Here is a 21,608-nt window from a genome sequence, read left to right as displayed (position 1 = left end):
ACGCAACGCCTACGCTCGGCCGGCTGGGAAGGGGTCGGAAGATCAAGATCAAGATCAAGATCAAGATCAAGATCAAAAGCCGAAGCCAAGGTGCGCAGGCCAGCTCTCTGTAGCCGCTGCCGAAGGCTGCGAAACCAGGCGGCGCGGTATGTCAGGAAAATTGGGTAGGCAGGTTTAGCGTCTCCTGCGGAGCCGTTCGCAGCCTTCGGCAGCGGCTACAGAGTATGTGCGTTCTGTAGCCGCTGCTGAGCCTGCGAAGCTGCGAAGAGGTCCGCAGGACCTTCGGCTATGCCAAGAGCAACGTCGCCCTGTGAAGGAAAAATGAAACAAGGCCGGCCGGCATGCCGCCGTCTTGCTCTTGCTGTGGCTTTTGATCTTGATCTGTTAGCCCCGTTAACCACGATGGCCGAACGCAGGCATTGATCCGTGGGTAACCCGGCAGGGATGCCGGGTTAGCCGCCACCCGGCCATGGATGGCCGGTGGCGGCGGCCCACGGATCAATGCCGGAGTGAGGGCATGCCGAGCCTAGGCGAGGCACCGAGTGGAGGGGCAGAAGCGTTTTGCTTACTTTTGCGCTTTTCAAAAGTGAGCCGCTGTAAGAGCGGAACCGCCAGCGGCCGCACCCGCAAGAACGGATATGTCCCCAAACCCGCTGTAAGAGCGGAACCGCCAGTAGCCACACCCGCAGCAATGGATATGTACACCGTCCATCTCTACCCAGAACACAAAAAAAGGCGGCTACCCCAAGGTAGCCGCCTTTTTCATGCCTGCCGGTAAAGCTTATTCCGCCAGTTTGTAGGCAATGATGTAGTCGCCCATCTTGGTGCCCAGGGAGCCGTGGCCGCCCACGACCACCAGGACGTACTGCTGGCCGTCCTTGCCGGTGTAGCTCATCGGCGTGGCCTGGCCGCCCGCTGGCAGGCGGGATTTCCACAGTTCCTTGCCGTTTTTCACGTCATAGGCGCGGATGTACTGGTCCAGGGTGCCGCTGAGGAAGCCCACGCCACCGCCAGTAACCATGGAGCCGCCCATGCTCGGTACGCCGATTGGCAGGCCGATCGGGATCGGCGAGCTGTCGCGGCTGGTGCCGTTTTTGTGCTTCCACACCACTTTGTTGGTGGTCAGGTCGATACCGGCCACGTAGCCCCAGGCCGGTGCCTGGCAGGGCACGCCCAGAGGCGACATGAACGGATGCATGATCACCGCGTAAGGCGCGCCCGTGTTGGGTTGCACGCCCGAGGTTTCGCTTTCGCGCTTGCTGTCGGCGGCGACTTCGGCGCGCGGCACCAGCTTGGAAACGAAGGCCATGTAGTTCGGGCTGGTGAACAGCAACTGGCGCACCGGGTCCAGCGAGACGCTGCCCCAGTTGAATACGCCGACGTTACCCGGGTAGATCAGGCTGCCCTGCACCGACGGCGGGGTGTACTGACCTTCATAGCGCAGTTCCTTGAACTGGATGCGGCACAGCATCTGGTCGAACGGCGTGGCGCCCCACATGGCTTTTTCGTCCAGTGGCGGCGGCAGCAGGTTCAGGTCCGAACGGGCCTGGGTCGGGGCGGTGTGGTCGCCTTCGACTGCGCCGGTCGGGGCCGGTACTTCACGGATCGGCACGATCGGGGTGCCGTCGCGACGGTCCAGTACGTACAGGCTGCCTTGCTTGGTCGGCTGGATCAGCGCCGGCTTGACGCCGTCCGCGGTCTTCATGTCGAGCAGGGTCGGCTGGCTGCCCACGTCCATGTCCCACAGGTCGTGGTGGGTGAACTGGTAGTTCCAGCGCAGCTTGCCGGTGTCGATGTCCAGGGCCACGGTGCCGGCGCTGAATTTCTCGGCGCCTGCGGTGCGGTTGCCGCCCCATTGGTCAGGCATCTGGTTGCCCAGTGGCAGGTAGACCATGCCCAGTTTCTCGTCGACGCTGGCCAGGGACCACATGTTCGGCGAGTTGCGGGTGTAGGTCTGGCCTTCTGGCAGGGGAGCGGTTTCGTCGGGGTTGCCCGAATCCCAGTTCCACACCAGGTGACCGTCGTGCGCGTCGAAGGCGCGGATCACGCCGGACGGTTCATTGGTCGATTCGTTGTCGGTGACGTGACCGCCAATGATCACCAGGTTGCGGGTGATGGCCGCTGGCGAGGTGGAGTAGTAGCCACCCGGAGTGAACGGGCCGATACCGGCCTTGAGGTCCACGGCGCCCTTGTTGCCGAAGTCTTCACAGACTTTGCCGGTGTCGGCGTTGATGGCGATCAGGCGTGCATCGGCGGTGGGCAGGAACAGGCGACGCGGGCAGCTGGCAGCGATGGCCTGGCCCGCTGGGGACAGGGTGGCCGGTTGGCTGATGGCGTCAGTGTTCTTGAAGTTGGCTTCGTCGTAGTACGACACGCCACGGCAGGTCATGTGCGCCCAGCCACGGAAGTCGTCGCCGTTGGGGCCCTGGATCTGCGGGTCGAAGCGCCAGATTTCCTTGCCGGTATCCGGGTCCAGAGCCAGGACCTGGCTGTGGGCGGTGCAGGCATAGAGCTTGCCGTTGACCTTCAGCGGGGTGTTCTGGTTGGTGATCTCCACCGGGTCCTTGGCGGTCGGCATGTCGCCAGTGCGGATGCGCCAGGCTTCCTGCAGTTTGCCGATGTTGGCCGGGGTGATCTGTTTCAGCGGCGAGTAGCGGTCGCCGAATTCGGTGCGACCGTAGGCCTGCCAGTCACCATCAGGCATGGCCGGCGCAGTGCTGGCCATGTCGGTGCTGTCGCGGCCCAGGTCGCCGGAGATTTCCCCAGGGTTGGTGAACTGGCTGCCAATGGCGGCGCCACCGGCCAGAACCACGGCCACGCTCAAGGCCGCAGTACCGATCGGAGCCGGGCCATCGCGCAGCAGCGGACGACGGAACCAGGGCAGCAGCAGGACCACGCCCAGGGCGAACCACAGGGACAGGCGTGGCACCAGTTGCCACCAGTCCAGGCCGATTTCCCACAGCGACCAGAGGGTACTGGCGAACAGTACCAAAGCATAAAGGCCCAGCGCGGCGCGTTTGCCGGCCAGCAGCAGAAGGCCGGTCAGCGTCAGGCCGATACCGGCCAGGACGTAGTACAGCGAGCCGCCGAGCATGCTCAGCTTGATCCCCCCGGCCAGCAAGGCCAGGCCCATTAGCAGCAGCAAGACTCCGAGCAGGCTTGGCAGCCGGCGGCTCGGACTTGAAGCACCCTCAGTGCTCATAGTGTGGTTCTCCGTGACGTTAAGAGTGTTCCCGCGCTTGTTCACTGTAGATGACGATCAGGCGCGGGCTTGGTTCAGCTGAAAACTGTGAATGGCGTCGTTTTTTGCCTCGCGGCTTTAGAACGAACTCTGGATCTTGATCCCGCCGATCAGCGCGTCGTCCACCTGGCTGACGCCACCGGGATGACGGATGTATTGCAGGTTGGGGCGCACGGTCAGCCAGTTGGCCAGGTGCACGCCGTAGTACAGCTCGGCGCTGTATTCAGTGTCCTGGGGCGGCAGGTAGCCGGGGTTGTCGTAGGCGTAGATCGCGCGGGCCTGGTTGCGGGCCTGGGCGTTCTTGCGGTACGCCGGGTTGACGTGGACCCGGGCCAGGGCAAAGCCGATGTCGTCCTTGGCCCGGGCATCGAACAGGCCCTTGTAGACCAAACCGGCCTGGACGTAGTTGTCGATGGCGTTGGTCTTCTTGTCATGGGCGGTGACGTTGGCGAACAGGCTCAGGCCGCGGGAGTGGTCGCTGGCCAGGCTGGTGACTTGCTGTTGCGCGCCGAACCACAGGCCGTGCTTGCTCGAGCTGCTGCGGTAGGCTTCGCCGCTCAGGGCCGCGCTCTGGCCGTTGCTGTCCTTGTAGACGTCGCTGGCCTTGGCGCTGCTGTAGTAGTAGCCGGCGCGGTACTCACCGGCCAGGCCGTTGAGTTTCGGTGTCCATACCAACTCCACCGGCAACAGGGTGCCCTGGGTGCCACTGCCGCTGAGCTTGAAGCCGTTGTCGCGGTCCAGGTTCGACGGGTTCTGCTCATAGGCGCCGATCTGTGCGTAGACCTCTGGAGTCAGGTGGTATTTGACCCGCAGCGCCCACTGGCTGACTGGCCAGTTGTACCAGACGCTGCCAGCCCAGTTGCCCACCTGGGAACCGCAGAACGCCAGGTTCTGGAAGTCGCAGGGGAAGCTGTTGAAGTCTTCGCCCTGGCCGAAGCGGCCGGCCTTGATGTCGAGCTTCTGGTCGAAGAATTTCTGCTGGTACCACATCTGCGTCAGGCGCCAGGTCTGGCCACGGCCCCAGACTTCCTGGGCCGAGGTGAAGCCGCCGACCCGTGGATCGTTGATCCGGTCGTTGCTGATGTTGTCGCCGTCGCGCTTGGTCACGGTCAGTTGGAACTCGGCGTCATCCCAGCCGAGGATCTTCTGCAGGTCCAGGTGGCTGCCGAAGGCGAACTGGTCGCTGTAGCGTGCGGTGCGGTCGTGGTCGTAGCCACCATGCAGGTTCGAACCCATTTCGCCGACGTAGTCGACCTTGAAGTCGTAGCCCTTGTTCGCCAGTTCCGTGCGCGTGCCGTTCCAGTCGCCGAGCATCCAGGGCGAGTCGCTGTCGAAGGCCGGGGCGGCCTGGGCGCAGGCGGCAAACCCCAGGGCGCCGAGCAGGCTCAGGGTCTTGGGCAGGGCAACGGGAGTTAGGACAGCGCTGTCTTTTAGGCGCTGAAAAGTAGGCATAGGCATTCGAGTCAGGTCTTTTTCTAGGAATAGGCAGAAGCAAGGGCGCGGCACGTGGCATCGATACGGGTTGATCGAGGACGGCAGGCCACTGATTTCAAAGGGAAAGATGAAACGGTTCAGCTTTATTAGGGGGCTAAGGATAAAGCGCCGTCTCATCAAGAGAAAGCGCTTTTATTGACATGAACCGTTTCGGATTCGGTAACAGTCACCGGGCCCGGGCAGGTTCAGCGCGGGGCGGTGGCCCCGGCGAGGGATTGTTTCTGCCGGGTGTAGCTCAGGGCGAAGTGCGCCACCAGGCCGAAGATCAACCCCCAGAACGCGGCGGCCAGGCCGAGAAAACTCATGCCTGAGGCTGTGACCAGGAAGGTGATCAGCGCGGCTTCACGCTGTTTCTCATCGGCCATGGCGCCGCTGAGCCCGGCGCTGATGGCGCCGAACAGGGCCAGGCCGGCCAGGGCCGCGATCAGCTCCTTGGGCAGGGCGGCGAACACCGAGGCCAGGGTCGCGCCGAAAATCCCCATGAGGATGTAGAACAGGCCGCAGGCGATCCCGGCGATGTAGCGTTTGTCCTTGTCTTCGTGGGCTTCGCGACCGGTGCAGATGGCGGCGGTGATGGCCGCGAGGTTGATGCCATGGGAACCGAAGGGGGCCAGCAGCGCCGAAGTGATAGCGGTCCAGGACACGATCGAGCGCGCCGGGGTGGTGTAGCCGGCGCTGCGCATCACCGCCATGCCCGGCACGTACTGTCCGGTGAGGGTCACCAGGGCCAGGGGCAGGCCGATGTTGACGATGGCGTGCCAGCTCCACTCGGGTGCGGTGAAGATCGGTTTGGCCAGTGCCAGGGTGATGGAGCCGCCGTTGAAATTGCCGAGGCCGGCGGCCACGGCGCAGCCCACCAGCAGCACTGCCAGGATCGCGTAGCGTGGCGAGAAACGTTTGCCCAACAGATAGGCCGCGATCATCGCCAGCACCAGGGCCGGTTGCAGGGTGACCGAAGTGAACAGCTCGGCGCCGAAGCGGAACAGGATCCCCGCCAGCATGGCCGCGGCAATGGCCTTGGGCAGGCGGCTCATGAGCTTGTCGAAGGCCCCGGACAGCCCGACCACGGCAATGATCAGCGAGGCGACTATATAGGCACCGATGGCCTGGGGCAGCGACACCGTGGGCAGCATCGACACCAGCAGCGCTGCGCCGGGCGTTGACCAGGCGGTGATCACCGGCACCTTCAGGCGCCAGCTCAGCAGCAGGCCGGTGAGGCCGCTGCCGATGGAGATGGCCCAGATCCAGGACGACATCTGGTCACTGGGCAAGTGGGCTTCGCGGGCGGCCTGGAACACGATGATCAAGGGGCCGGCGTAGGAAATGATCACGGCGATCAGGCCGGCGATCACGGCGGAGAGGGACAGGTCCTTGCTGAGACTGTGCATGGCATCTCGACTGGCGTGGGTGAGAGAAAATTGAGTCGATTGGGTTGGTGCTGGCTGAGTGTATTTCAATGAATTGGATCGATTCAATTGTTTCTCAAGAAAGATTTGCCAGAGGTCTTTTGGGTTTGTGTGTAACTTATTAATTTATAAGTACTTATCTTGATCATGAATAAAGTGTTCGAGTCGCTTGCGGTTATTTCATTTGCCTGATGATCGAATCAATAGGTCGATTGAGTCGATGTTAAGGGGCCATGCTGGCCTGTGATATGCTCCGGCCCACTTCAATGCAGCCGATGGTGATCAGTCTCCATGTGGGTTCCCCAGTTAAGCGAGTTTAATCAGCCGGTCTACCTGTCCATTGCCGACGCCTTGGCGCGGGATATCAGCAGCGGCCTGTTGAACGACGGTGACCGCTTGCCGACCTTGCGCGAGCTGGCGGTGACCCTCAATGTCACCCCCGGCACCATCAGCCGCGCCTACAGCGAAGCCCAGCGGCGCGGGCTGGTGCAGGGCGAAGTCGGGCGCGGCACTTATGTGCTGGCTCAGCCGCCGCTGGTGTTGCCGGAAGGTTCCAGCGCACCGTCGCTGTCCCTGGGGCAGTCCGAAGCCCTGGATCTGTCGATCATCAAGCCTTACAGCGAAACCCTGGAGTACTGGTTGCGCGGCGCGTTGGTGGGCATGGCCCGCAGCAGCGATTTCGGTCGTGCGCTGGACTACGCCCCCGACGGTGGTCATCCGGCCCATCGTGAAGCCGGTGCCCAGTGGCTGCGCCATTCCCTGCCCGAAGCCCATTGGCAGCAGGTGGTGATGACTGCCGGTGCCCAGCACGGGTTGATGGTGGCCATCAGCGCCTTGAGCAATGCCGGCGATCTGCTGCTCTGCGAATCCTTGACCTACCCGGGCATCATCTCCGTGGCCCACGGCCTGGAGCGGCGCCTGCGGGGCGTGGCGATGGACGAGCAGGGGATGATTCCCGAGGCCTTGCGCGAGCAGTGCCTGCGGGAAAAACCGGCGCTGCTGGTGTGCGTCGCCAGCTGCCAGAACCCCACCACGGCGATCATGTCACCCCAGCGTCGGGCGCAGATTGCGGCGATTGCCGAAGAGTTCGACTTTTTGATCATCGACGATGATATCTACGGCTTTCTCGCCACCGATCCGTCGATCAAACCGCTTTCCAGCTATGCGCCGCAGCGTTCGGTGTACCTCACCAGCCTGTCCAAGGCGATCATGCCGGCGTTGCGCGTGGGCTATCTCTACAGCCCGCCGAAGTTGCTGTCGCGCCTGAGCTCGATGGTCCGCAGCAGTGTGTGGATGCCCTCGCCCCTGACCGCGCAATTGGCCAGCAACGTGATTGTCGAGGGATTGGACCGCAAGCTGGTGCAGACCCAGCGCAACGAAGCGGCGGCGCGTCAGGCGATTGCCCGGGAAGTGTTTGCCGGCTTGGAGATCGAGACTCAGCCCCACAGCTATCACCTGTGGCTGACCTTGCCGGAGCCCTGGACTGGCGATGAGTTCGCCACCCTGGCCCGAGCCAATGGCGTGCTGGTGATGAGCGGCAGCCAGTTCCAGGTGGAGCGTGGCGCCAGTTCTCGTTGCGTGCGGGTGGTGCTGATGTCGCCGACGACCCAGGACGAGTTGCGTTTTGCCCTGACTCAGTTGGCCAGCTTGATCGAGGCGGACCCGCGACGTTATTGCTGAGAACCGCTTTCGCCGGCAAGCCGGCTCCTACACAGATCTGTAGGAGCCGGCTTGCCGGCGAACGGTTTAAAAGGTAGTACGCAACCCCACTTCCACACTGCGCCCGGCGGCCGGGGCGATATCCCGCAGAATCGAGCTGGCGTAGCGCACGGTCTGGTTGGTCAGGTTCTCGCCCTTGACGAAGGCCAGCCACTGGCTACGGCCAATATCGAAGCGATAACCGGCACTGGCGCCAAAGGTGGTGTAGCCATCGGTGCTGCTTTCGTGGTCCGGCACTCGGCCCTGGCCGGCGGCATGCTGCACATCCAGGCGCGCCTGCCAGCGATCCAGTTCCCAGAGCAGGCCGCTGTTCAGGCGCAGCGGGGCAATGCGCGGCAGGTACTGGCCATTGTCGAGGTTCTTGGCCCGGGTGTAGTCGCCGGACAGATCCAGGGCGAACTTGCCGTAGGCGCTTTCTCCCAGGCTCCAGCGATCCTGGGCTTCGATCCCGGTGAAGCGTGCTCGTACTCCGCTGTAGGCGTATTCCGGAATTCCGCCTGCCTCTTCTTCGCCTTCATCGTTGAGGGTCCGGCCCGTGCCCAGCAGGCCGATGTAGTTGGAGAAGTGGCTGTAGAACACCCCGACGCTGCCTTTGTGGGTGCCGTTGTCAAAGCGCAGGGCCAGGTCGCTGGACACGGCCTTTTCCTTGGACAGCTTGGCGTTGCCCAGCTCATAGGTGCCGGTGGCGACGTGGGCGCCGTTGGCATACAGCTCATAGAAGGTCGGGGCGCGTTCGGTGTAGCCCAGGGTCGCGGCCAGGGACCAGACCGGCGTCAGGGTATAAACCGCGCCGGAGGACAGGCTGCCGGCAGTGAAGCTGCTGGACTTGTCGGCCTGGGCAAAACGCTCGTTGCCTTTGCCGTCCGGGTCCACGGTGGTGTGTTCCAGGCGTCCGCCGAGGCTGAGTTTCAGGCGCTCGGTGGCTTGCAGTTCTTCAAGAATGAACAGGGCGCCGCTGTTGGTATCGGTCTTCGGCACGAAGGCTTCTTCACCCAGGGCGGAAAACTCGTTGCGATTGACCTGGGCACCGATCACGCCTTCCAGCGGGCCGATGGGCAGGTGCCGGGCCTCGACCCGCGCCTCGTAGCCCTTGTTCTTGAAGGTGGTGCCGGTTTCACCGCCTTCGATCTCCCGGTGTTCATAGTCGGTGTAGCCGGCGTTGAACTTGAGCGAGCTGAACGGGCCCTGCAGGTTGCGCAGCTCCGAGGCAAAGGCGTAATGATCCTGCTTCATGCGGATACGCACGTCGTCTTCGGCGGGGGAGCCGTAGTTGGCGTCGTAGTTGCTGTAGGACAGGCCGGCATAACCGTCGTCCCAGGTGTAGGAACCGCCGATGGCGCCGCCGTCCTGGCGTCCGTCGCTGTTGCCCAGGCGGCCTTTCTTGCCGTCGCCATCTTCGCTCGCTGGCGCGTGGCGGCTGCGGGCGTAGCCGGGAATCTTCAGGTCATTGAACTGCCGGGAGTTGGCGTCCAGGTGCAGGGCGAAGGTGCCGTCGCCGGCTTCCAGTTTGCCGGCGCTGCTGCGGGTGGTGTCGGCGCCGCCGTAGCGCAGTTCACCGGCCCCGTGAATGCCCTCGATGGCTTCGGTGGGAATGCGGTTGTCGAAGCTGTTGATGACTCCGCCAATGGCGTTACCGCCGTACAGCAAGGCCGCCGGGCCACGAACGATTTCGATGCGTTCAACGTTGACCGGGTCCAGAGGCACGGCGTGGTCGTAGGACAGCGACGAGGCATCCAGGGCGCCGACGCCATTTTGCAGGATGCGGATGCGGTCACCGTCCAGGCCACGAATCACCGGGCGGCTGGCACCGGGACCGAAGTAGGACGAAGACACACCCGGCTGCTTGTTCAGGGTTTCACCGAGGCTGCCTTTCTGTTGCAGGGTCAGTTGATCGCCTTCCAGCACGGTGGTGGGGGCGGCCAGCTCAGTGCTGCCCAGAGGATTGGCGGTGATGACTTGCTGGGGCAAATCCAGGGCCTGGGCCTGGGAGGCAATCAGCAAGGCGGCGGACAGCGGCGACAGGCGCCACAGTAAAGAGCGGGAAGGGCGAGGGACTGAAAGGGACATCGGTCATTCCTTGGCAAGCGTTGCGCAGCGCGCTTTGAGTCAGAAAACAGGCAGGACACGGGGGTGCCCAGGATGCGGGTGAGTTGTTATTGATTGATACAATATAACATCTCTTTTGTCGCGAAAAGCCAGGAACTTTTTGCTTCTCATGCTCAATCGCCGTGGTTGTCTACGGCGGCTACAGTTAAAACAGCGCTCTGGCGCGGGCGCATGCCCTCGGCTAAGGTGCGCGGCTTTCCCTATTTTCTTCCCGCAAAGGCCTGGCATGACCGACACCCACACCGACCCGCTGCATGGCGTAACCCTGGAACAGATCCTCAAGGCGCTGGTGGAACACTACGAATGGTCGGGGTTGGCCGAGCGCATCGATATCCGTTGCTTCAAAAGTGACCCGAGCATCAAGTCGAGCCTGACCTTCCTGCGCAAGACGCCCTGGGCACGGGAAAAGGTCGAGAAGCTCTACGTGAAGTTGCAGCGCACCAAGCGTCCGCTCTGAGGAATTCCATGGCCGGTGTATCGCTGCAGGGGCTGCTCAGCCGACGCGGGCTGATTGCCATTGCCGCAGTGCTGGGTTGGCTGGGGCTGACGGTTCAGCTGTACCTGATTCTGTTGTTGCGCTGGGAGGCCGGGGCCAGCCTGCTGGGTGGGCTGGTGAACTTCTTCAGCTTCTTCACCGTACTCAGCAATACCTTGGTGGCCAGTGTGCTGACCTGTGCCCTGAATCTGCGGATTTCCCGGGGGCAGGCGTTCATGCTGCATCCGGCGGTCAGTGGCGCGGTAGCGGCGAGCATTGTCCTGGTGGGGTTGGCTTACAGCCTGCTGTTGCGTCATCTGTGGCATCCCCAGGGCTGGCAATGGCTGGCGGATGAGTTGCTGCACGACGTGATGCCGGTGCTGTTCCTGATCTACTGGTGGTGCTGTGTGCCCAAGGGTGGGCTGCGGCTGAGGCACGTCGGCTTATGGATGCTTTATCCGATACTGTATTTCGCCTATCTGCTCTTGCGCGGGAATGTGCTGGGGCTGTACCCCTATCCTTTTATCGCCGTGGACAAGCTCGGCTATCCCCAAGTGCTGCTCAATGCCCTGGGCATATTGGCGGGATTCGTCCTGGTGTCGTTGTTGTTGCTGGGCCTGGATCGCTGGCTGGGCAAGCGCCCGGCGCCACCCCGGTAGGCCCCGGCTTGCCGGCGAAGGGGGCCTTGAGACCGCTTTCGCTGGCAAGCCCGCTCCTACAAGGGAAATGCATTCCCGGTCACTCCGTAGGAGCCGGCTTGCCGGCGAAGGGGGCCTTGAGATCGCCTTCGCTAGCGCGCCAGTTCCTACCGTGAGGCGGGGTTATTCTGCTTCGCTGCCGTCCAGGCGCCAGTAACCGGCAGCCTTGACGAATTCGTCGTTGAGCCGGTGCTCATCCAGCAACACCCGACGCACCTGGCGCGAAACCTTGCTCTCGGTGGCCACCCAGGCATACAGCTTGCCTTGCGGGACCTGCAACTGACGCACAGTGCTGATCAGGTCCTGCGCGCCGCCATCACGCTCCACCCAGATCACCTCGACCTCGGCGGCGCTATGCAGTGCCTGGCGCTCCGCTCGATCCTGAACCTCGATCACCGCCAATACCCGGCGTCCGGCCGGCAGTTCTTCCAGGCGTCGGGCTATGGCAGGCAGGGCCGTTTCATCGCCGATCAACAAGTAGCTGTCGAAGATGTCCGGCACGATCATCGAACCCCGCGGCCCGCCGATGTGCAGGTACTGCCCCGGCTTGGCCTGCTCGGCCCAGGACGAAGCGGGGCCGTCGCCATGGAGCACGAAGTCGATGTCCAGTTCGCCCTGTTCCAGGTCGTAGCGGCGCGGGGTGTAGTCGCGCATGGCGGGCATCGGTCCGCTGTCCTTGCCCGGGCCCAGCACCAGGGTTTCCAGGGCGGCTTGCTGTTCGGCGTTCTGCGGGAACAGCAGCTTTACATGATCGTCGCTGCCCAGGCTGATGAAGCCGGCCAGCTCCGGCCCGCCGAGGGTGATGCGGCGCATGCGCGGGGTCAGGTCGACAACGCGCAAGACTTCCAGGCGCCGGCGCTTGATCTCGTGCATGACCCGGTGAATGGATGGCTCTGGGGTTGCAGTCATTCGGATTTCTCCTGGGCAGTGTGGCTGACAGGACCATCGACAATGGCCTTGGCGGTGTTGTTCAGCAGGTCACGCACCCGGAGGATTTCTTCCGGGCTCCAGCGCCCATGGTGCATTTGCAGGGCGTGGCGCAGGTTGTGCACCGCCTCATGGATTTCTGCAGGGCGGTCGTGGCCGCGCAGGGAGCGCTTGCTGACCTCGATGCGCATGTGCACACCGTCCAGGGCAATGGCCTGCTCCTGAAGGGAAAGACGACCGGCGTCGGTGACGCTGTAGCGCTTTTTTCCGCCTTCGGCGTCGCCCTGGATCATTTCGCTTTCTTCCAGGAAGGTCAGGGTCGGGTAGATCACACCGGGGCTCGGGCTGTAGGCGCCGTCGAACATGCCTTCGATCTGGCGGATCAGGTCGTAGCCGTGGCAGGGCTGCTCGGCGATCAACGCCAGCAGCAGCAACTTCAAGTCGCCGGGGGCAAACACCCGGGGGCCGCGGCCGCCGCGTTCGCGAGCGGGACGGCGCTCGAAACTGTCGTGGCCGTCACCCTGTTCGCGGTGGTGAGGGGGCTCTCTCATTTTCTCTTTCTCCTGTTCGGTTCAGATATAACTTAAGATATATCTTAACGATTACGCAAGCACTTCTACGCCATCCAAAGCTGCCGTTGGTCTGAGATGGAAAATCACAATGGGCGGGCGATCCACGCCATGGAGTGGCGTGGAGGGGCGGGGCACCGCAGGGATTCAGCGTTGGGCGAGGCTGCCCAGGCACTGGGTGCTGCTGCCAGGCTGCAGGTAGGGCATGAGAATCGGCGCCATGCCCTTGAGCACCTGCACCGGCAAGGCCGAGGTGAACTTGAAGCCCTGGGCCGAAGCCCCCGGCACGTAGGCTGTGAGGGTGCCGAAGTGGTGGTCGCCGATGTAGAACACGAAGGTTGCGGTGCGGTTGATGGACTTGGAGCTCAGCACCCGGCCGCCGGCACCAGTGGCCTCGATGCGGTTGTCGCCAGTACCGGTCTTGCCGCCCATGGCCAGTGGCGTGCCGTCCGCCAGTTTGAAACTGCCGGATACCCGTTTCGCGGTACCGGCATCCACCACCTGTGACAGGGCCCCGCGCAGCGCCGTGGCGACCTCCGAAGGCATCACGCGCTTGCCCTTGCCTGGGTCGTTGCTCAGGCGGGTTTCGTAAGGCGTGCCGGCGGCAAAGTGCAGGCTGTCGATGCGCAGGGACGGCAGGCGCACGCCGTCGTTGAGGATGGTGCCCACCAGTTCGGCGAGCGCCGCCGGACGATCGCCGGAGCTGCCAATGGCGGTGGCCAGGGAGGGCACCAGGTGGTCGAACGGGTAACCGACGCTCTGCCAGCGCTGGTGAATATCCAGGAACGCTTCGACTTCCAGCATGGTACGGATGCGGCTGTCCCGGGCGCTGCGATGGCGACTCTTGAACAGCCAGCTGTAGACCTCCTGGCGTTCGAATTCACTGGCCTTGACGATCTGGCTGAAGGTCGCGTCGGGGTTGTTCATCAGGTAGCCCAGCAGCCACAGGTCCAGGGGATGGACCTTGGCGATGTAGCCCTGGTCCGGCAGGTCATAGGCTCCCGGGCCATAGCCGGCATAGAGCTTGTCCAGGCGCTCGTCGGTGAGTTTTTCGGCGGTCTTGGCGTTTTTCATATGGGCCCGGACAAAGCGATTGAAACTGTCCTGGCTGGCGTCCGGCAGCAGGTAGCGGTGCACGGCAGCCAGGCGGATCGCCGTGGGGTGCATGCCGTCGAGAAAGGTGTCCAGGCGTGCCTGGGTGTCCTTGTTGCGGTACTTCTTCCAGAACCGCAGCAGGAACGAGGTGCCTTCGTGGTCGGCGAAGCGTGCTAGGTATTCCTGGCGCCGCGGGTTGGCGTCGTCCTTGAGCAACTCGGCACTGCTGCTGTCGCCGCCGTAGGTGCTGTAGCGCACCAGGTCACGCATCAGGCGAATGAACGGCAGGTTGATGGATTCGCGCAGGGCATCGCGCAGGGTCGGGCTGCGGCCGTTGTCCTCTTTGCGGAAGTTGTTGAAGTGATGCAACCCGCCGCCGGTGAAGAAGGCTTCGCCGGGGCTGGCGGAGTAGGTGCGGTCCAGGGCCGCGTCGAGCATCTTCGGCAAGCTGCGGTCGCTGTTCTGCATCAGGTAGTCGAGGGCCCAGCGGCTCAGTCGGTCCTGGTCGTTGACCACAAACTTCTTCAGCTCGGCCGGGGTTTTCCCAGCGTGCTTGTCGTGCAACTCGGCAATGATCTGCAGGTAGGTGGTCAGCACCCGCAGCTTGGCGGTGGAGCCCAATTCCAGCTTGCTGCCTTCGTTGATGTCGAAAGGCTGGTCGGTGCTGTCGGTCTGCACCCGCACCCGCGAGCCGTCGGGGGTGAGTTCGAACAGGGTGAAGCTGTAGCGCACTTGCGTGGTGCTGGTGGGGGTCAGCAGGCGCTCGCCGAGCACACCGATCTGCGCGGCGAAAGCCGGGTCGGCGAGCTGCTTGAGGTACTCGGTGGCCTGGCGCTGCAGGTCGCTCTGCAAGGTGCTGGTGGCCGACAGGTCAAGGCGGTCCAGGTCGTACAAGGGGCGGTTGAGCAGCGCTGCCAAACGGCGGCGGGCCACGCTGATGCCCTTGTTGGTTTCGATCGGCTGGATCGTCGGCTGCTGCTGCCAGTCGCGGTAGCTGACCTTGCTGGCCAGGGCCGCGGCGGTCAGGGCGGGATCAATGACATTGTTCTGCGCCAGCAGGCGGATATGGCTGTCGGTGAGGTCCGCCAGCTCGGCGTGCCCCTTGACCAGATAATAGGAAGGGCGGCGTTGCGCGATCATCAGCGACAGCACCTGGCGCAGGGCCAGGCCGCGCTGGGCCAGGCTCCTGGCATCGGTGGCGTTGCTGGACAGGGCCTGGTTGACCTGATCGAAATCGGCGCCGTACCAGACCCGCAGGCCCTCGGCCATGCCATGAACCTCGCCGTGGCCCGGAACCGCCGACAGCGGCACGCTGTTGAGGTAATCGCGGACGATCCGGCGTCGGGCCTCCAGGGTTTGCGGGCCATCCTGATAGGCGCGCACGCTGGCGGAAATCATCTGGCGGATCTTTTCGCCGCCGGACACCGTCAAGCCATCGGGGGAGTGGCGGTATTTTTCCAGCTGGGTGGCCAGGGTGCTGCCGCCGGCGGTCTGCCCGGGCAGGTGCAGAAGCTTGGCCACCTGGGACCAGGCGGCCTTGGCGAAGCGCGGCCAGTCCACCGCCGGGTTGGCCTGGGCCAGCTTGGGGTCCAGCAGATCGCGGTTCTCGATGAACAGCAGGCTGTGCACCATCAGGGGCGGAATATGGTTGAAGCTGGCATACAGCTGTTGTGGGTAATTGAATTGATACAGGGGCGCGGCGCGGCAATCGGTGATGGACAGGCCGGCCTGGATTTTCTCGGTATAGGGCACGAAAAAACCGTTTTTGCTGTAGTCCATCAATGCCGGGGAAAACCGTGTCTGAGCGTCGATCAGGTAGCCGCGTTTGAGCAGACGCGGCAGGAACTCGCCCAGGGCGCTATAGCCCAGACGCCGGTCGAAGGGGCCGGCGCCGGGATAGAGCATGGCGTCGCTGGGGCCTGGTTGCAGGGAATAGCTCAAGTCTTGAGCCAGCTTGCTGAATTCCCGGGCCTGGAGCTTGGAGGTACGCATTTCCCGGGTGGCGGCGACACCCAGGGCGATCAGCGTGATCAGCAGTAGCAGCCAGAACAGACGCCAGGCATAACGGTGGGCCCTGGGTTTTTTGGGTAAAGGCGCTTCGTCCTCGCTGTGGTTTGGCACTGCGTTTTTACGCGAATCGGTCTGCCACAGAGCGCCCATAGTCGATTGATCCATTCACGCAGATTGATCGGACTTGTCTGAAGCTTAGTCGGTGGTAGCCGCGGCAGAAGAAATTGTGAAAGCAATGGGGCCTGGAACCGGGCCGCGGCCGCAGGGCTGATCAGGAACCGGTGGGAAAGGGCTGTGATAGAGCCTTCTTCCAGGTAAATACGCCCTAGGTAGGGGCATGACGATGCACCAGGGCTGTGCAATACTCCGGGCCCTTTCCGAGTGAGGTTTAAGGGCAAAAAGCAGGTAATGCTTCTCCGCGAAAGCGGTATTTGCCGAGATTTCTCTCTGAATTTAGCTACTTATAGAGTGAAAAGCCCTGTCGGGAGCTTTTTATACTGCGCACCCCGCTGATCTGGCAGGTCTTGTCCTACAGACGCGCCGCCCCACAAGGCCGGTACGGTTGAGCAAGCTGCGGCTATCCGCCATGGCTTCGCAGACTCGGTGGTTCATATCCAATAACAAAATGAGGTTGTATCTCTATGTCAGTTGGCAACCAACTGCCCCACGGCGAGACCGCTCAGGGCGGCCCGCTGAAACGCGAACTGGGCGAACGGCATATTCGCTTGATGGCCCTGGGCGCCTGTATCGGCGTCGGCCTGTTCCTGGGCTCGGCCAAGGCCATCGAAATGGCCGGTCCGGCCATCATGCTGTCCTACATCATCGGCGGCCTGGCGATCCTGGTGATCATGCGCGCCCTCGGCGAGATGGCGGTGCATAACCCGGTCGCCGGTTCCTTCAGCCGTTACGCACAAGACTACCTGGGCCCGTTGGCGGGTTTTCTGACCGGCTGGAACTACTGGTTCCTGTGGCTGGTGACCTGTGTCGCGGAGATCACGGCGGTGGCGGTGTACATGGGCATCTGGTTCCCCGATGTGCCGCGCTGGATCTGGGCCCTGGCGGCCCTGGTGAGCATGGGCTCGATCAACCTGATCGCGGTCAAGGCCTTCGGTGAGTTCGAGTTCTGGTTCGCCCTGATCAAGATCGTCACCATCATCGCCATGGTGATCGGCGGCGTTGGCATCATTGCCTTCGGCTTCGGCAACGACGGCGTGGCGCTGGGGATTTCCAACCTTTGGGCCCACGGTGGCTTCATGCCCAATGGCGTGACCGGCGTGCTGATGTCGCTGCAGATGGTGATGTTCGCCTACCTGGGCGTAGAGATGATCGGCCTCACCGCCGGTGAAGCGCGCAACCCGCAGAAGACCATTCCCAACGCCATCGGCTCGGTGTTCTGGCGCATCCTGCTGTTCTACGTGGGCGCGCTGTTCGTGATCCTGTCGATCTACCCGTGGAATGAGATCGGCACCCAGGGCAGTCCGTTCGTGATGACCTTCGAGCGTCTGGGCATCAAGACTGCCGCCGGCATCATCAACTTCGTGGTGATCACTGCCGCGCTGTCGTCCTGCAACGGCGGCATCTTCAGCACCGGGCGCATGCTCTACAGCCTGGCGCAGAACGGCCAGGCCCCGGCCGGCTTCGCCAAGACTTCGAACAACGGTGTGCCGCGTCGCGCGCTGCTGCTGTCGATCTTCGCCTTGCTGCTGGGGGTACTGCTGAATTATCTGGTGCCGGAGAAAGTGTTCGTCTGGGTGACCTCGATCGCCACCTTCGGGGCTATCTGGACCTGGGTGATGATCCTGCTGGCCCAGCTCAAGTTCCGCAAAGGCCTGAGCCCGAGCGAGCGGGCTGCGCTGAAATACCGCATGTGGCTGTACCCGGTCAGTTCCTACTTCGCCCTGGCGTTCCTGGTACTGGTGGTGGGGCTGATGGCCTATTTCCCGGACACTCGCGTGGCGCTGTATGTCGGCCCGGCGTTCCTGGTGCTGCTGACGGTGCTGTTCTACCTGTTCAAGCTGCAGCCCACCAACGCCCAACAGGATGCGGTGAGTTCGGCGTCGTGATCCCTCGCCCGGGAGGCTCTTGTCTTGAGCCTCCCGGGCCAACGGCCTGAACAGAAGAATCCGGCGTCCCGCCAGGGCCGCCGGATTTTTTTTGCCGCGGTTCAGCCTCCCAGGGTGCCGCTGGTATCGGCATCGAAAACTGCCTTGGCTTGTCGGGCCGAGGGGCTCAGCAGGCTCAACAGCGTCGCTGCGTCATAGAGCTGGTGGGCCGCCAGGTTCGCCGGGGTGGGGTCGATGGGAATCAGCACTTCGGCATCGGCTGCGTGCAGCCAGATCGCCGTCACCTGCAACGCCGGGATGAACAGCAACCTCAACTCGCAGGATTTCCCCTGCAGCAGGGGGGCCTGTTCCGCCAGGTTCAGGGCACTGATGGTGGACGCCGCCAGAGCGCCGTGATTGAGCGCCGCGAACTCGACCTTGCCGGCCACTTCCGTCAGTTGCGCGTCGGCGATGGATACACCGCCGGCGAACACCAGGTAATGCCAGTCCCCCGTCGTGGCCTGGTCCAGGCCCTTGCCGTTGGCCAGGTCCTCCAGGCTGAGGGCGTAGCCGCGAAATGCCTGGGACAGGCTCAGGGTGCCGGCATTGGCAAAGGCGCGGTTGACGCCGAAACCCTGGGTGCGCAGGGCTGCCTGCAGTGCCGGGTGCAAGGTCTGGACGCCGTGGGTGGGCGCCTTGGGGTAAGTCAGTTGCATGACGCCTCCTAGTTTTTCCGGGTGAAGTAGGTGTGGGTCCAATTGCCGCCGCCGTTGTAGGAACCGGGGAAGCTGTTAAGGGCACGGGTCGAGTAACCGAAGATGGAGTCGGCGACCAGGATGTAGCTGCCATCGGTGCCGTAGATCGTCAGGAAATGCGCGCCGCCGCCATACCAGGCGCAACGCAGGCCGACGGGACGGCCCATGCCGAGCTGGTTTTCGATGGCCGGCATCTGCATCCGGTTTTCCCGCATGCCGCCATAACTGCGGGTGGTTCTGAGGGCCGAGTCCAGGTAGCCGTAGACGTTGCACGGTCCGGGCTGGCTGCAGCAGGAGTTGCGGCCCAATTCGGCATTGGCCACCCCGCACTGGGTCCAGGAGCCGGTGCCGTAGTAGTTGCCGACCGATGCCGACAGTGCCGCCCAGCACCAGTTGCTCTGGGTTTGCGGCTGCACGCTGAAATTGAGTCGGGCGCCGGCCTGGGGTGCCGCCTCGGCGCGTGGGTCGATTTCAGCCAGTTGCGGATCGATCAGCGTACCGGCCAGGCATTGGGGCAGGGCCTGCGGGTTGCCGGTGGGAGTCAAGGTGGTGCTTAACATGTTCATCCTCCATGAGTGAAAACCAGCCTCCGGCTGGTGTCGCTGTGGCATCTGGGCTACAGCAAGTTGCCGGACCCGGCGCTGGGTGCTGCGCGGCGCCAGCCTCGATGGCGTGCGCTGGCCGGGTCTGCAAGCAACCTTAGATGAGATATGCGTCAATGCAATTTAATTATGCGTTTGTGCATTGTGGCGGGCGTGAATGTCCCTGATAAAGGGGGCGTCCACAGTCGGCCCCGGTTCGGGTTGTGAACCCTTGTCGAGTGCCGAGTGAGGCTAGACTTCGATGATCACCAGGGTGCCGTGGCTGCCGGGCAGTTGCTGGGACAGTTGCTCGAAAGACAGCAAGGGCATGCTGGAACTGCGAAAGGTCAGTGGTGGTTCGGTCTGCTTTCGGTGGTCCGGTCAAGCATCGGGATGATGTCGGCTTCTAGAATTCGTCCATCAGCAGCACGCGGCATTCGCGGGCTTGAAAGGCGTTGATCTGTGGTACCAGGCGGGTGAAGTGTTCGGTGTTGCAATGAGCGTCGAGGGCGGCGCGGTCCGGCCACTGTTCGACGAAGATGAAGTGCCCGGGGTCTTTCTGATCGACGAACAGATCGTAGGCGATACACAGCGGTTCCTGGCGGGTTTTTTCCACCAGTTCGGCGTACCACGGGCGCACGGTTTCCAGGTGTTCGGGCTTGATGAAATCTTCAGCGATAACCTTGAGCATTCCAATCTTCCTTGTGAGTCGCCAGGCTCCCCAGGTAGCCGGGGAGGCCTGGACAGACGTGCTTAAGCGGCGGCTTGGGTATTGGGTTCGAAGCTGTCGGCCCGGGCCAATTGCCACATGCGCGAGTAGAACTCGCCGTTGACTTCGCCGGTGAGCAATTCGCCGGGCTTGAGGAACACATGCAGTTGGGAGAACAGCTTGATCTCGGTGGCCGACATGCGTCGCACCAGGTGCTTGGCTTCCAGTTGCGACGGGTGCTGCAGGCCGGCGGCGGCCAGCATCTCGGCCAGGGCCTTGAGGGTGTTGCGGTGGAAGCTGTACACCCGCTGGGCCTTGTCCGGCACCACCAGGGCACGCTGGCGCAGGTTGTCCTGGGTGGCGACGCCGGTCGGGCATTTGTTGGTGTGGCAGCTTTGCGACTGGATGCAGCCGATGGCGAACATGAAGCCCCGGGCCGAGTTGGCCCAGTCGGCGCCGATGGCCAGGACGCTGGCGATGTCGAAGGCACTGACGATCTTGCCGCTGGCACCGAGCTTGATCTTGTCCCGCAGGTTCAGGCCCACCAGGGTGTTGTGGACGAACAGCAGGCCTTCGCGCATGGGCGCGCCGATGTGGTCGGTGAACTCCACGGGGGCTGCGCCGGTGCCGCCTTCCTTGCCGTCGACCACGATGAAATCCGGGAGGATGCCGGTTTCCAGCATGGCCTTGGCAATGCCCATGAATTCCCACGGGTGGCCCAGGCAGAACTTGAAGCCCACCGGCTTGCCGCCTGACAGCTCACGCAGTTGCTGGATGAAATGCATCATTTCGATCGGGGTGGAAAATGCACTGTGGCTCGACGGCGAAATGCAGTCCTCGCCCATGCGGATGCCGCGGGTGTCGGCAATTTCCTGGGTCACCTTGTGCTTGGGCAGGATGCCGCCATGGCCCGGCTTGGCGCCCTGGCTCATCTTGATCTCGATCATCCGCACTTGCGGGTTCTGCGCCTGGGTGGCGAAGCGCTCGGGGTCGAAGCGACCGTCGGCGGTACGGCAGCCAAAGTAGCCACTGCCCAGCTCCCAGGTCAGGTCGCCGCCGTGTTCACGGTGATAGGGGCTGATGCTGCCTTCACCGGTGTCGTGGGCGAAGTTGCCGAGCTTGGCACCCTGGTTCAGGGCACGGATGGCGTTGGCACTCAGGGAGCCGAAGCTCATCGCCGAGATGTTGAATACCGAGGCCGAATAGGGCTGGGTGCATTGCGGGCCGCCGACGGTGACCCGAAAGCTGCTGGGGTCGCTCAAGGGCGCCGGGCGCATGGAATGGCCGATGAACTCGAAGCCCGACTGGTAGACATCGATCAGGGTGCCGAAGGGTTTGTCGGCGCTTTCATTCTTGGCTCGCGAGTACACCAGGGAGCGCTGGGCGCGGGAAAAGGGCAGGGCGTCGCTGTCGGATTCCAGCAGGTATTGGCGGATCTCCGGACGGATGCCTTCCACCAGGTAGCGGATGTTGCCCAGGATCGGGTAGTTGCGGCGTACCGCGTGGGGACTTTGCAGCAGATCGAAGATCCCCAGCAGGCTCAGCAGGCCGGTGACCAGGGTGAATGGCCAGAGCCAGTCGTGTTCGAGAAAGGGCAGGCTGGCGAGGGTGAATATCACGCAGGCAGCAAAGAAGGCGTAGCGGCTCAGAAGTGACAGGCTCATACGGTTTCCTTGGTTCGGACTCATCAGGTCAATCAGGCACCTGGTGCCTTGATAACGGGTAATCGACAGCGACACCGAACGGCTGGGACGGTGGGCTGCACAGGCATTTCTTATAGG

15 protein-coding genes are annotated in these 21,608 nt (G+C 63.3%); 4 read left to right on the top strand and 11 right to left on the bottom strand.

The features are described from left to right. Positions 1–781 precede the first annotated feature (781 nt). The 3 genes from LOY69_RS23840 to LOY69_RS23830 all read right to left on the bottom strand — a co-directional run bounded on the left by LOY69_RS23840 (position 782) and on the right by LOY69_RS23830 (position 6,123). Positions 782–3,202 carry a glucose/quinate/shikimate family membrane-bound PQQ-dependent dehydrogenase gene (locus LOY69_RS23840; protein WP_265073676.1) on the bottom strand — a complete coding sequence of 807 codons (2,421 nt, stop codon included), beginning with the start codon at positions 3,200–3,202 and terminating at the stop codon, positions 782–784. Positions 3,203–3,319: 117 nt separating this feature from the next. Beyond that, on the bottom strand, positions 3,320–4,693 hold the full coding sequence (locus LOY69_RS23835; protein WP_265073675.1) for a carbohydrate porin: 1,374 nt from the start codon (positions 4,691–4,693) through the stop codon (positions 3,320–3,322). 227 nt (positions 4,694–4,920) lie between these two features. Next, a complete protein-coding gene (locus LOY69_RS23830) occupies positions 4,921–6,123 on the bottom strand; it encodes a benzoate/H(+) symporter BenE family transporter (RefSeq protein ID WP_265073674.1) in 1,203 nt (400 codons plus the stop codon). 309 nt (positions 6,124–6,432) lie between these two features. Between LOY69_RS23830 and LOY69_RS23825 the strand changes: the two genes are divergently transcribed. Then, positions 6,433–7,821 (top strand): PLP-dependent aminotransferase family protein, encoded by a 1,389-nt coding sequence (locus LOY69_RS23825; RefSeq protein WP_110594927.1) that lies wholly within the window; start codon positions 6,433–6,435, stop codon positions 7,819–7,821. 66 nt (positions 7,822–7,887) lie between these two features. Here the strand turns inward: LOY69_RS23825 and LOY69_RS23820 are convergent, their stop codons facing one another. Continuing rightward, complete coding sequence (locus LOY69_RS23820) at positions 7,888–9,927, bottom strand: TonB-dependent receptor (RefSeq protein ID WP_110594926.1); 2,040 nt, start codon at positions 9,925–9,927, stop codon at positions 7,888–7,890. A gap of 265 nt (positions 9,928–10,192) precedes the next feature. Here LOY69_RS23820 and LOY69_RS23815 point away from each other — a divergent pair, with 265 nt between their 5' ends. Beyond that, positions 10,193–10,423: a VF530 family DNA-binding protein gene (locus LOY69_RS23815; RefSeq protein ID WP_019093117.1), complete on the top strand. Its 231-nt coding sequence runs from the start codon at positions 10,193–10,195 to the stop codon at positions 10,421–10,423. Between the two features lie 8 nt (positions 10,424–10,431). Then, the gene (locus LOY69_RS23810) at positions 10,432–11,100 is read left to right on the top strand and encodes a Pr6Pr family membrane protein (protein ID WP_110651355.1); all 669 of its coding nucleotides are present in this window, start codon (positions 10,432–10,434) and stop codon (positions 11,098–11,100) included. Between the two features lie 162 nt (positions 11,101–11,262). Here LOY69_RS23810 and LOY69_RS23805 read toward each other — a convergent pair whose 3' ends face one another. From LOY69_RS23805 to LOY69_RS23795, 3 genes are all read right to left on the bottom strand, one after another. Then, positions 11,263–12,048 carry a siderophore-interacting protein gene (locus LOY69_RS23805; RefSeq protein ID WP_265073673.1) on the bottom strand — a complete coding sequence of 262 codons (786 nt, stop codon included), beginning with the start codon at positions 12,046–12,048 and terminating at the stop codon, positions 11,263–11,265. Continuing rightward, a complete protein-coding gene (locus tag LOY69_RS23800; protein ID WP_110594923.1) occupies positions 12,045–12,617 on the bottom strand; it encodes a PadR family transcriptional regulator in 573 nt (190 codons plus the stop codon). Before LOY69_RS23800 ends, LOY69_RS23805 begins: the two co-directional genes overlap by 4 nt. A gap of 165 nt (positions 12,618–12,782) precedes the next feature. Further along, a complete protein-coding gene (locus tag LOY69_RS23795; protein ID WP_102880772.1) occupies positions 12,783–15,890 on the bottom strand; it encodes a transglycosylase domain-containing protein in 3,108 nt (1,035 codons plus the stop codon). Positions 15,891–16,381: 491 nt separating this feature from the next. On the opposite strand from LOY69_RS23795, the gene LOY69_RS23790 reads away from it, so the two are divergent. Beyond that, positions 16,382–17,803, top strand: coding sequence for an amino acid permease (locus tag LOY69_RS23790; RefSeq protein WP_265073672.1), 1,422 nt, complete (start codon positions 16,382–16,384; stop codon positions 17,801–17,803). A gap of 101 nt (positions 17,804–17,904) precedes the next feature. On the opposite strand, the gene LOY69_RS23785 is transcribed toward LOY69_RS23790, so the two are convergent. From LOY69_RS23785 to LOY69_RS23770, 4 genes are all read right to left on the bottom strand, one after another. Further along, positions 17,905–18,498 (bottom strand): hypothetical protein, encoded by a 594-nt coding sequence (locus tag LOY69_RS23785; RefSeq protein WP_265073671.1) that lies wholly within the window; start codon positions 18,496–18,498, stop codon positions 17,905–17,907. 8 nt (positions 18,499–18,506) lie between these two features. Further along, positions 18,507–19,097 carry a papain-like cysteine protease family protein gene (locus LOY69_RS23780; RefSeq protein ID WP_102860448.1) on the bottom strand — a complete coding sequence of 197 codons (591 nt, stop codon included), beginning with the start codon at positions 19,095–19,097 and terminating at the stop codon, positions 18,507–18,509. A gap of 427 nt (positions 19,098–19,524) precedes the next feature. Continuing rightward, positions 19,525–19,809 carry a putative quinol monooxygenase gene (locus tag LOY69_RS23775; RefSeq protein ID WP_102860450.1) on the bottom strand — a complete coding sequence of 95 codons (285 nt, stop codon included), beginning with the start codon at positions 19,807–19,809 and terminating at the stop codon, positions 19,525–19,527. Between the two features lie 62 nt (positions 19,810–19,871). Beyond that, positions 19,872–21,491 (bottom strand): FMN-binding glutamate synthase family protein, encoded by a 1,620-nt coding sequence (locus tag LOY69_RS23770; RefSeq protein WP_102860451.1) that lies wholly within the window; start codon positions 21,489–21,491, stop codon positions 19,872–19,874. Between the last annotated feature and the right edge of the window lie 117 nt (positions 21,492–21,608).

The sequence above is a fragment of the Pseudomonas sp. B21-059 genome (assembly GCF_026016285.1).
In the GTDB taxonomy this organism is placed as follows: domain Bacteria; phylum Pseudomonadota; class Gammaproteobacteria; order Pseudomonadales; family Pseudomonadaceae; genus Aquipseudomonas; species Aquipseudomonas danubii.
Note: the sequence above shows the minus strand (reverse complement) of the source record. Positions and strands in the feature narration are given on the sequence as shown.

Coding starts and splice junctions, on each gene's coding strand:
- LOY69_RS23815 (WP_019093117.1), top strand. CDS start 10,193: ATGACCGACACCCACACCGACCCGCTGCATGGCGTAACCCTGGAACAG.
- LOY69_RS23795 (WP_102880772.1), bottom strand. CDS start 15,890: ATGGGCGCTCTGTGGCAGACCGATTCGCGTAAAAACGCAGTGCCAAAC.
- LOY69_RS23785 (WP_265073671.1), bottom strand. CDS start 18,498: ATGCAACTGACTTACCCCAAGGCGCCCACCCACGGCGTCCAGACCTTG.
- LOY69_RS23835 (WP_265073675.1), bottom strand. CDS start 4,693: ATGCCTACTTTTCAGCGCCTAAAAGACAGCGCTGTCCTAACTCCCGTT.
- LOY69_RS23840 (WP_265073676.1), bottom strand. CDS start 3,202: ATGAGCACTGAGGGTGCTTCAAGTCCGAGCCGCCGGCTGCCAAGCCTG.
- LOY69_RS23830 (WP_265073674.1), bottom strand. CDS start 6,123: ATGCACAGTCTCAGCAAGGACCTGTCCCTCTCCGCCGTGATCGCCGGC.
- LOY69_RS23800 (WP_110594923.1), bottom strand. CDS start 12,617: ATGAGAGAGCCCCCTCACCACCGCGAACAGGGTGACGGCCACGACAGT.
- LOY69_RS23825 (WP_110594927.1), top strand. CDS start 6,433: ATGTGGGTTCCCCAGTTAAGCGAGTTTAATCAGCCGGTCTACCTGTCC.
- LOY69_RS23775 (WP_102860450.1), bottom strand. CDS start 19,809: ATGCTCAAGGTTATCGCTGAAGATTTCATCAAGCCCGAACACCTGGAA.
- LOY69_RS23790 (WP_265073672.1), top strand. CDS start 16,382: ATGTCAGTTGGCAACCAACTGCCCCACGGCGAGACCGCTCAGGGCGGC.
- LOY69_RS23770 (WP_102860451.1), bottom strand. CDS start 21,491: ATGAGCCTGTCACTTCTGAGCCGCTACGCCTTCTTTGCTGCCTGCGTG.
- LOY69_RS23820 (WP_110594926.1), bottom strand. CDS start 9,927: ATGTCCCTTTCAGTCCCTCGCCCTTCCCGCTCTTTACTGTGGCGCCTG.
- LOY69_RS23810 (WP_110651355.1), top strand. CDS start 10,432: ATGGCCGGTGTATCGCTGCAGGGGCTGCTCAGCCGACGCGGGCTGATT.
- LOY69_RS23805 (WP_265073673.1), bottom strand. CDS start 12,048: ATGACTGCAACCCCAGAGCCATCCATTCACCGGGTCATGCACGAGATC.
- LOY69_RS23780 (WP_102860448.1), bottom strand. CDS start 19,097: ATGTTAAGCACCACCTTGACTCCCACCGGCAACCCGCAGGCCCTGCCC.